Annotated in this window: 8 protein-coding genes; 1 reads left to right on the forward strand and 7 read right to left on the reverse strand. The window is 35.7% G+C overall.

From position 1 onward, the window contains the following. The first annotated feature begins 1 nt into the window (after window position 1). The gene (locus A4F88_RS12910) at window positions 2-304 is read left to right on the forward strand and encodes a hypothetical protein (protein WP_068843029.1); all 303 of its coding nucleotides are present in this window, start codon (window positions 2-4) and stop codon (window positions 302-304) included. Window positions 305-383: 79 nt separating this feature from the next. Here the strand turns inward: A4F88_RS12910 and A4F88_RS12915 are convergent, their stop codons facing one another. From A4F88_RS12915 to A4F88_RS12945, 7 genes are all read right to left on the reverse strand, one after another. Beyond that, window positions 384-1,772 (reverse strand): M20/M25/M40 family metallo-hydrolase, encoded by a 1,389-nt coding sequence (locus A4F88_RS12915; protein ID WP_068843030.1) that lies wholly within the window; start codon window positions 1,770-1,772, stop codon window positions 384-386. A 97-nt stretch (window positions 1,773-1,869) separates the two neighbouring features. Next, entirely contained in the window at window positions 1,870-3,792 is a 1,923-nt protein-coding gene (locus A4F88_RS12920; RefSeq protein WP_394332898.1) for a discoidin domain-containing protein, read from the reverse strand. A gap of 10 nt (window positions 3,793-3,802) precedes the next feature. Continuing rightward, window positions 3,803-4,588, reverse strand: coding sequence for a glycerophosphodiester phosphodiesterase family protein (locus tag A4F88_RS12925; RefSeq protein WP_068843032.1), 786 nt, complete (start codon window positions 4,586-4,588; stop codon window positions 3,803-3,805). 140 nt (window positions 4,589-4,728) lie between these two features. Next, complete coding sequence (gene bglX, locus A4F88_RS12930; protein ID WP_068843033.1) at window positions 4,729-7,029, reverse strand: beta-glucosidase BglX; 2,301 nt, start codon at window positions 7,027-7,029, stop codon at window positions 4,729-4,731. Window positions 7,030-7,117: 88 nt separating this feature from the next. Then, window positions 7,118-7,831: a carboxylesterase family protein gene (locus A4F88_RS12935; protein ID WP_068843034.1), complete on the reverse strand. Its 714-nt coding sequence runs from the start codon at window positions 7,829-7,831 to the stop codon at window positions 7,118-7,120. Further along, window positions 7,832-9,199, reverse strand: coding sequence for a glucoamylase family protein (locus tag A4F88_RS12940; RefSeq protein WP_178368475.1), 1,368 nt, complete (start codon window positions 9,197-9,199; stop codon window positions 7,832-7,834). A 77-nt stretch (window positions 9,200-9,276) separates the two neighbouring features. Then, on the reverse strand, window positions 9,277-10,752 hold the full coding sequence (locus A4F88_RS12945) for a RagB/SusD family nutrient uptake outer membrane protein (protein WP_068843036.1): 1,476 nt from the start codon (window positions 10,750-10,752) through the stop codon (window positions 9,277-9,279). Between the last annotated feature and the right edge of the window lies 1 nt (window position 10,753).

A 10,753-nucleotide genomic window follows, 5' to 3' on the forward strand; every position in this document is an offset into this window, starting at 1 on the left:
TATGAAAACTCATGACAAAATTTTTGAAGAAAGACAATCAACAGAATTAGCTGTTGGCACTTTTATAATCAGTACGCTTTTATTTGTACTTTATATCGTTTCAAATGAAAGCCCTACTATTTTGGTTATTGCCTGGCCTTTTGCAGCATCGGCAATACTTTTAAACCTCATCATGCTCACTCATTTAACAGATCGGTTTATATACTTACCGGAATACCGAAAAGATATCGCTTTTAAAGCACTTATTCTTCTTTCTAATATTCCGATAACCTTTTTGTATTATTGGGTTGTAATGAGGCTTTAATGATTTTAATTCGATAATTTCTAAACAAAAAAGCTACAAGTATAAACTTGTAGCTTTTAATATATCGATTTTAAAAATCTTAATTTGCTGTTGGAAGAACGATTCCGTTTTGATCCATTAAATACATTAACGTTGTCATTGTGGCGGCACCTAGTTCCAGTTCTCTTTTATTGATGGCATCAAATTTATCATTTGCTGCATGGTGATAATCAAAATAACGTTGTGAATCTGGTTTTAAACCTGCTTTAACGATTGCTTTAGAAGTTAAATGTCCAATATCTGAACCTGCGTGTCCAATTGTAAAACTGTGTACTAAATAAGGCTCAAAAAGATCTTTATACTCTTTTATTTTTTTATAATTGGCATCATCTGCTTCGATTGAAAATCCTCTAGGAGAAAATCCTCCTGAATCACTTTCTAAGGCAAAAATATGGTTTTCATTGTTTTGCTTCGAAACTTCTTCGTATTTGGCTCCGCCTTTTCCTCCGTTTTCTTCATTCATGAATAATACTACACGAATGGTGTTTTTAGGTTTGTAGTTTAAGTTTTTCAGGATGCGAATTACTTCCATACTTTGTACTACTCCTGCTCCGTCATCATGTGAACCATCAGCTAGATCCCATGAATCTAAGTGTCCGCCAACTACCATAATGTTGGATGGGTTTACAGTTCCTGTTAATTCTCCAATTACGTTATAAGACAATACATCCGGTAATGTTTCGCAGGATTGTTTGAAATAAAATTTTAAAGCAGGATTTGCTTTTAATGATTTACTTAATAACTCTGCTCCGTTTGTACTAATGGCTGCTGTTGGAATATATTGCTCTTTTGGTAAATCGCCATAACTTTGAGCGCCTGTATGAGGAAAATCATCTAAACGTAAGTTCATTGAACGAACAATTGATCCTACAGCTCCAAGTTTAGCAGCTTCTTTTGCTCCGGCAAATCTTTGATCCACACAAGCGCCGTATGATACAAAAGTTTCAATGTTTTCAGGATTCATTGGTCTGTTAAAAAACACAATTTTCCCTTTTACTTTATCCCCCAATTCTTTTAGTTCATTAATTCCCTGTACTTCTACAATTTCAGCTGTTAGTCCGGTTTTTGGTGTTGCAACTGATCCGCCCAGGGCACAAATTGGTACAACTGTTTTCGTTTTTCCATCTAAAATATAGGCGGTTTCTTTTTGACCACGAACCCAGTGAGGCACCATAACTTCTTGCAGATAAACTTTATCAAGACCTAAACTTTCAAGCTGTCTTTTGGTGTACTGAACGGCTTGTTCTGCAGTTGGTGAACCTGATAATCGTGCACCGATATCATTAGATAAATACTCTAACCAGGAATAACACTTCGATTCGGTTAAAGCTTTTTTGTAAAATAATTTAATGTTTTTTTCATCATTTGACTGTGCAAAAGATGTCAATCCGTTTAAAACCAAAACAGTTAAAAGAATCGTTTTTTTCATAGGTTATGTAGTATTTTTTGGTTGTGTTACAAAGGAACAAAATTCTTTAAGAAATCACATCGATTTTATATCTCCTTTTCCAAAAATAAAACTAAAATTATTTTACTTCTAATAATTCATTTTTTACGCCAATTCCGTTTTCGTTAAAAGCTTCAATTGTAAAATAATACTTCGTTCCTTTATCCAAACCTCTAAAATCATACGAACTGTCATCATAAACCATAATACTGTTGTAAAGTTTACCCGGTTCAATTCCGTAATAAATATTATAACCAATAGCATCTGCCTGCTTTTTCCATGAGATTATGGCATTTCTGGAATCAGCTGTATTTCTGTTTACTTTAAATTCAGAAACTGCTTTTGGCTTTTCTGCCAGCCCGTTTCCAAAGACTCTGAAATCAGAAATTGCAAATAAACCTGAAGCATTGTGAATATTTTCCATTTTAATGTAACGTGCTTTTATGGCTTTTGTTAACTCCACATAATCATGCGGTACATCTTTGGCATTTCTGGATTTATCGACTACCAATTTCCAATTTACTGCATCATCAGACATGTAAATTTTATATTGATAATAAATATCCATTGCTTTGTTAAACTGGGTTGCTTTATGATCTGCGTAATTAATCTGTAATGCATTTATTTGCATTGGTCTGCCTAAATCTAATTGCAGCCACTCACCAGGATTAGCTGTTTTGGCTGACCAATAAGTCTGTATATTTTCATCGGTCAGGTTATCAGCACCGTAACAAAATTTCTCGTATACTTTTTTACCTCCATTATCCATTCGGTGCGTTTCGACTTCCATACATTCTTCTGCAGAAGAAACAGTGACAGGTTTTTTATATGAAAGCAACATCCAGCCGGAAGAAGCTCCTTTTTCCTGATTGCGTTTTTTGGTTGAAAGCATTATTGGGAAATCTCCGTAAGAAGTGATCGAATACATGACATCATCTTTATCAAATCCGGCAGGAAACATATCAATACGACGCTCAAAACGGTCTTTTATTGATATTTTACAAGTTCCGGTATTCCAGTAATTGCCATAATTATCTGCAAATGTGTTTCCGTGTCCAGCACCAATTACAAATCCTCCCGGTTTATAAGACATCGGGTTGTGCTTTTGATAGGTAAAAGGTCCCAGCGGACTATTCCCTACATGAACTCCGTTTGCATAACCTTTAAATTCGGTTGCAGGTGCTCCGTATTGCATATAATATTTTCCGTTGTGTTTGGTCATCCATGCTCCTTCGATAAAATTCCCCCAAGGTGCAGGTTCCATGTCATTATTAGGTCCAAAGCGTTCCCAACCGTGAGCTGAAGGATCTAAACCAACTACTTCTTTGATTTGTCCGTAAGGACGCTGAATATCTTCGACTTCTGTCGCTTTGTATAATTGGGCATAATCGGCCTGGTTTCCTTTTGGAAGCCAGGTTTTATAATCTACTTCTACTCCTACAAGTGGTAATTTTCCGCTTGAACCGTAGTACATGTATACTTTTTTATCGTCATCCTGAAAAATGGCAGGATCCCATGTTGGTAACATAGCTTTATCTACATGTCGCAACCATTGACCTGATTTTGGATCGGCTGTTTTCCAGACTGGATGATCTCTTTTCCAGGTGGAGCCTACATAGAACAACGTGTCGTTTACGACCCATGCAGCCGGAGCACACTGATCATCATCTGCAGGTTTTCTTTGGAAACTTCCGTATACAAATTTCCAGTCTGACATGTCTTTACTCCAGAAATATCCTGCCTGATTGGTAGCAAACAAATAATATTCGCCTTTGTAGGTTATAATAACCGGATCTGCACTGGATCTTCTGGATTCTGGTATTCCGTTATGATTTTCAGTTGTATAATTGTATCCAATGTTTATTGGATTACAGTATGTTGTTGCTTTTTTATTTGGATCAAACCATTCTGTTTTACCCGGAATAGTTGTTTTTTGTGCCCATGTATGATTGCCGCAAACGAAAAAAAGCAGCAAAAGTGGTATTGATACGAGTTGAGACATTTTTTTCATTTTATTTTTTGTTTTTTATTCTTTGATTCAACAATTCAGGTTCGTTGGTGGTGATGTAATCAAACTTATTTTTGATAATCCAATCCATAACCTCAGCATCGTTAACGGTCCAGACGTTGAGCGTAATCTTATTGTCTTTTGCTTCCTGTATCCATTCCGGGTGTTTTTGAAAAACGGAGTAATGAAAATCAACACCTGTAATATGATCTGATTTTACTGTTGCCGGAGATTTGTTTCCCTCAAGGTATTGTAAAGAAGTTACAGGATCTATTTGTCGAATTTGTTTCAGGATTTCGTAATCGAAACTAATGTAAGAGGTGATTTTGTCTGCGTTAAGTTTCTTTATGGTCTGTACTGCTTTTACAGCAGTTTCCTTTCCTCTTTCTTTGCTTATTTCTGAAGGTTTTATTTCGCAGACTAAAAGGGTATGCTTATTATTTTTTTTCCCTTCTGTGATGTACTCATGCAAAGTTGGAAGCTTTTCTCCATTAGAGAGTTTATACTTTGTTAAGTCGGCATAATTTGTCTCTTCGATAAGCAACTTGTTGTAATGTGCGTCGTGATTGATTACTAATGAATCATCAGCTGTTCTCCAGACATCAAATTCTGAACCTGTAAGTTTTAAATCAATTGCGTGTCTTAAAGATGCAATTGAATTTTCAGGCAGATTATTTTTTTTCCATGCGCCACGATGTGCCACAATACCATTTTTTGAAGCGGTACAAGATGAAAAAACAACTAGTACAAACATCGAAAAAAATGCAGTAAATGGTTTCATTGTATTCATTATGTAGAAATTAAGATTTATATTTTTTTTAAGTCTGACAGCATAAATTGTAAATAATTACTGCGTTTTATCAGACTAAAAGGCTAAAAAAAGCCCTTCGCTAACCATACGAAGGGCTAATTACTAATCAATAAAACCAACTATTTAGTTAATTCAAAACTAACTTTCTTGTCGGCAGTTGAATTTCCGCCAACGAAAACATCAAACTGTCCAGGTTCTGCTACGAATTGTAAATCAGAATTATAAAATTTTAAATCTTCAACTGTGATCTCGAAAGTCACGGTTTGTTTTTCTCCTTTTTTAAGTGCTATTTTTTGGAAATTTTTAAGTTCTCTAACTGGTCTTGTTACAGAACCTACTAAATCTCTGATGTATAACTGAACGGTTTCTTTTCCGTCATAATTTCCTGTATTGGCAACATCTACTGTTACTTTCAATTTGCCGCCTGGATTCATTTTATCAGATGAGATCTTCAGGTTTGAATAGTCAAAAGTGGTGTAGCTTAAACCAAAACCAAATGGAAATAATGGTTCGTTTCTTTCGTCTATATAGTTTGATCTGAATTTTTCGAATTTCCCTTCTGTGTTAGAAAGTGGCCTTCCTGTATTTTTGTGTGCATAGTAAATTGGCAATTGACCAACGCTTCTTGGGAAAGTTGATGTTAATTTTCCCGAAGGATTTACATCTCCAAATAATACATCTGCAATAGCATAACCTGCTTCGCTACCTGCAAACCAAACGTTCAGGATAGCAGGAACAGTTTCGTTTTCTTCTTTTATCACTAAAGGACGACCATCAAATAAAACTAATACTACTGGTTTTCCTGTTTTTAATAAAGCATTCAATAAATCTTTTTGAGCCTGAGGAATTTCAAGATTTGTACGGCTGCTTGATTCTCCACTCATTTCTGCAGATTCTCCAAGTGCTGCTACAATTACATCTGACTGATTGGCTACTTTTAAAGCTTCTGCCAATAATTCTTCTTTTGAGCGACCATCACGGTGTAAGGTTTTACCAAACATGGTTGCGTTTGTTTCAAACGTTTCATCGTAATCTAAGTTGCTGCCTTTTGCATATAATACTTTTGTAGAAGGTCCTGCTACTTCTTTGATTCCGGCTAAAAGTGAAATGGCATTTTCCATTTTTGTAGCTACACTCCAGGTTCCCGGCATATTTTCTTTTGCATCTGCCAATGGCCCGATAAGAGCAATTGTTCCTGATTTTTTGAGTGGCAATACCTGATTTTGGTTTTTTAATAAAACTAATGATTGCGCAGAGATTGATCTTGCTTCTTTTCTGCTGCTTGCTGTAAAGATTTCAGTTTTAGCTCTGTTCGCATCACAATATTTATATGGATCGCTAAATAATCCTAAATCGTATTTTGCTTCTAAAATTAATTTAACAGCATTATCGATTGTTTCGATCGTTACTTTTTTCTCATCAAGAGATTTTTTTAATGTTCCTAAGAAACCTTCTCCAACCATATCCATTTCAACACCTGCATTAAGAGATAAAGCAGAAACTGCCTGAAGATCTCCCATTCCGTGTTCGATCATTTCCGGAATTCCGGTAAAGTCTGTTACAACAAAACCTTTAAAACCCCATTGTTTTCTTAAAACATCAGTCATTAACCATTTGTTTCCTGTTGCGGGGATTCCGTCAATTTCGTTGAAAGATGCCATTACAGAACCTACTCCGGCGTCAACTGCTGCTTTGTAAGGTGGAAAATAATCGTTAAACATTCTGATATGGCTCATATCAACAGTGTTGTAATCACGACCTGCTTCCGGAGCACCGTATAAAGCGAAGTGTTTTACACATGCCATGATCGAATTGTTTTTCGAAAGATCATGTTGTTGGTACCCGTTTACCATTGCTTTTGCAATTTGACTTCCTAAGTACGGATCTTCTCCTGAACCTTCAGAAACTCTTCCCCAACGCGGGTCACGAGATACATCTACCATTGGAGAAAATGTCCAGTTGATACCATCTGCACTTGCTTCCTGAGCTGCGATTTGCGCACTTCTTTCGATTAAGCCCATATCCCATGTACAAGATAATCCTAACGGAATTGGGAATGTGGTTTCGTAACCATGAATAACATCCATTCCAAAAATCAACGGAATTTTTAAACGGCTTTTTTCAACAGCTATTTTTTGTACTTCTCTGATTTTTTGAACAGATTTAATATTGAATAAACCTCCAACTTTACCTTCAGCAATTTTTTTAGCCACATCAGAACTGTTTGCCTGTCCTGTAGTTATATCTCCAGAAGTTGGTAAATTAAGCTGGCCTAATTTTTCGTCTAATGTCATTTTTGACAATAGTTCTGCTACAAACTCTGATTTTGGTTTAATTTTTACTGTACTTTTAGTGTTCTTTTTTTGAGCATAACCCAAAACAGCACATCCTAAAAATAGTAAGACTAATTTGTTTTTCATGTGTATTTAATATTTGTATTTTTAATGGAACATGAAACCGCTATTCTTCATTTTATTTAGAATCGTATCGATTTCATTCTATCTATACTTATTTGTTTGTATTTGTTTTTATTTGCTTAAACATCCAGTCGTATATTTCAGGATTGTCATAAACTCTTGTCCAGCTATCATGGCCCGCATCATCAAAAATGGTTAGCTGCACATCTTTAGCGTTGCATTTTTTCAGCTCTTTGTAAATGGTTATGGCATAATCTACTTTTACCACATCATCTAATAATCCGTGAAAAATTCTGGTTGGTATATTGGCAATTTTACAGGCACTTTCTAACTCTATCAAATCAACAAAACCTGAAATTGGCACTAATGCCGCAAATTTGTCAGGATAGGAAAGCGCTAAATTCCACGCAGCCCAACCTCCGGAACTTAATCCTGTAACATATATTCTGTTAGAGTCTATTTTATTCTCTTTCTGAATTTTTAAAATCAATTCATAAATAGATTCAATACTCCAGTTTTCATCTTCTTTGCATTGTGGAGCCAGAACGTAAGCATCTAATGCATGAGTTTTTAAATACTTTAAAGGCCCGTGAATTTTTACTTTCTCGATATCTGTCCCTTTTTCTCCATCTCCTGAAATAAAAACAATTAATGGCTTTTTCTCTTTTGTATTGGCTGGTTTATGTAAGGCATAACCCAGTTCATAATGGGTCATCACAACCGTTTTTATTTTTCCGTTGGTTTCACTTTGCGCAAAACTTAACAGAGAAAATAAGAGTGCTATTAATGTTAGTTTTTGTTTCATTTAGATTCCGTATTTTCCGGATTTAAATCCAAGTTTGGTTAAACCTTGTTTTACTTCCGGCGCATTCATGAATAATTTCCATAATAATCCGGTACGGTAGTTTTCTAGCATTACTACTTCAGGTCCCTGATCAATAGCCAGATAACGTTTTGCTACCCAATTATTTTGTAAACTAAGGGCATCGTAAAAACCGCCATTTCCCCAAGTTTCTTTTTTATGATTTTCGTATAAATTGCGAATTACAGCCATTGATTCTTTTGGTGTATATACAATTGAACTTATTGCTGCGGTTGGCGAAATAACTCCCTGATCATTGCTTGGCATATGAGCATTATATCCTATTGATCCGTCAGCATTTCTTGAATATGATGCTGTTAAACCCCAGTAATTAGGTCCGTAACCCTGAAATTTTTGAGGATTTTCGACACAATATTCATAATTGATTTTGGTTTGATTTACATTCAGATTCCAATAATTAGCATATTTGTCTGTTAATTGATTTGGATCTAGTCCAACATAAGAATAATGTGCCCAAAATAAAGGCCCGCCAAATTCTTCTGCTCCATTATGCTTTAAAATAAGCGGAATATTATATTTTGTTTTTGAAGAAACGATTCCGCCACTTCTCGCCCAGCCTTCGTGATACACTTTTGGGTCAATTGTATGTGTTGGTGAAGAAGCTGCCATAACGTAAGTAATCAAACATTCGTTATATCCTTCTAACGGAAAGTTCATTTGCCAGTCGTAGGTTGGCGACCAGTGCCAGTACAGTACATTTTTATTATTGGTGTACCATTGCCAGTCTACTCCTTTCCAAAGTGCATCGTATTTTTGAGCTACAGCTTTTTCAGTTTCAGAACCATCTTTCAGATATTCACGAACGGTAATCATTCCTGCAACCAAAAATGAGGTTTCGACTAAATCTCCTCCATTATCCTTGGTTCCAAAAGGTTTTACTTTTCCTGTATTTCCGTCGATCCAGTGGGACCATGCTCCGTGAAAACGATCTGCTTTGCCTAAAAAGTCAGCAATTTTATTTAGTCTTTCTACTCCTTGTTGTTTGGTAATATATCCTTGAGATATTCCAGAAACAATTGCCATTAATCCAAAACCTGAACCTCCTGTTGTTACAATGTGTGCATCATTTTCAGGGTAATTTCCGTCAGGATGGTAACGTTCTCTGGCTAATCCTGAATTTGGTTCAGCATAATCCCAGAAGTATTTAAAAGTTTCTTTTTGAACTGTTGCCAAAAGCTGGTCATCTGATAATTTAATTTCAGTTGATACTGTTTCTTTTTGTTTGTCTACATTGGTAGTGCTACAGTTAAAAAAAGTAAGTGATAAAAATAGAAGTGAAAATCGAACCATTTTCATTTTTTTTATGTGATTGCTTAATAAAAATCACTTCCTTCTTGCGAAGGAAGTGATTTCGGAATTATAAATTACTAGTAACCAGGATTCTGTTGTGATAAACCGTTTGCTTGTATGATGAATGTTGCCGGAATTGGGAACAATTCATTTTTACCTTCTGTAAAGGTTCTTCCGTTAGGGAAGAATTCACTTTTATCAGCTGCAAAAGCGGCTTTAGCCTGACCAGTTCTAACTAGATCAAAGAATCTGTCAAACTCAAAAGCTAACTCAACTCTTCTTTCTTTCCAGATTGCAGTTCTAACAGCAGCCTGAGAAGTTGCAGGAGTATCTCCTAAACCAGCTCTGTGTCTGATGTCGTTTAACAAAGGAATAGCTGCAGAAGTTTGCCCTAATTCGTTTAAAGCTTCAGCTTTCATCAACAATACTTCTCCATATCTTAAGTATTTGATGTTTGCATCTGTTTCCCATGCATCTGTAAATGATGAAGAATAAGCTTTGAAGTTGTACATTGCATTTTCTACTGTAGACGGCACTACTCTTCCATCATATAAAGTTGAATTTCTGAAAATAATAGTAGCATCTTTTCTAAGGTCGCCTGTTTCATAAGCATTTAACAAACTTTGTGACGGAGTATTGAATCCCCATCCCCATCCTCCGGCACCACGAGCGCCCTGGACGTTAGAATATCCCTGAATTCCTTTAGTTGGTACTGCACCATGCCCGTTAATTTCGAACATAGATTCAATATCATTTTCACCTTCTAATCTAAACATTTTAGCATAGCTTGGGTTTAATGAATATCCTGTAATCAAATTACAGTTATCCACTACTTGTTGCCATTTCTTTTGGTACAGGCTCACTTTTGCTAACAAAGCATAAGCAGCACCTTTTGAAGCTCTTTCTTTTTCATCTGCTGAATAAGCTGATTTTAAAGGCAATACGGCAATTGCATCTGCTAAGTCTTTTTCGATAAAAGCATATACCTCAGCAACTGGTTTACGGGTAAGCAACATCTTTTTATCTTCTTCAGAAGTTGGATTTTGCAAACGGTCTACAATTGGAACTCCACCGTAACATTTTACTAATGTAAAATACATGAAAGCTCTTAAAAATTTAGCCTCTCCCATTAATCTCTCTCTTAAAGCAGGATCTGCTTTATCTAATTTAGGTATAATAGCTAATGCCTGATTACATCTGTTAATACCATCATATTGAGCAATAAAAGTACTTTCTGCAGATGGGTTTGATGAGTTGTACGTTAAGGCATCCAGTACATCTTTATCTGTTCCGCTGTCTCCTGGAGATGATCCTTTATCAGCATCATCAGAAGTAATACTCGCTAATCCGATCCATCCAAATGAGCTCATATCCCAATCTAAAAACTTACTGTAAATTGCAGTTACAAAAGTTTTTGCCCCACTATCACTATTATATAATTCAGTGTCAGATGTAGGTATAGACTGTGTAGGATTAACATCTAAAAAGTCGTCCTGACAACCTGTAAAAAACAATGCTGACAATGCAAACATTGATATATATATCTTTTTCATA

Origin of the sequence: Flavobacterium chilense (assembly GCF_001602525.1) — a bacterium.
Lineage (GTDB): Bacteria > Bacteroidota > Bacteroidia > Flavobacteriales > Flavobacteriaceae > Flavobacterium > Flavobacterium chilense.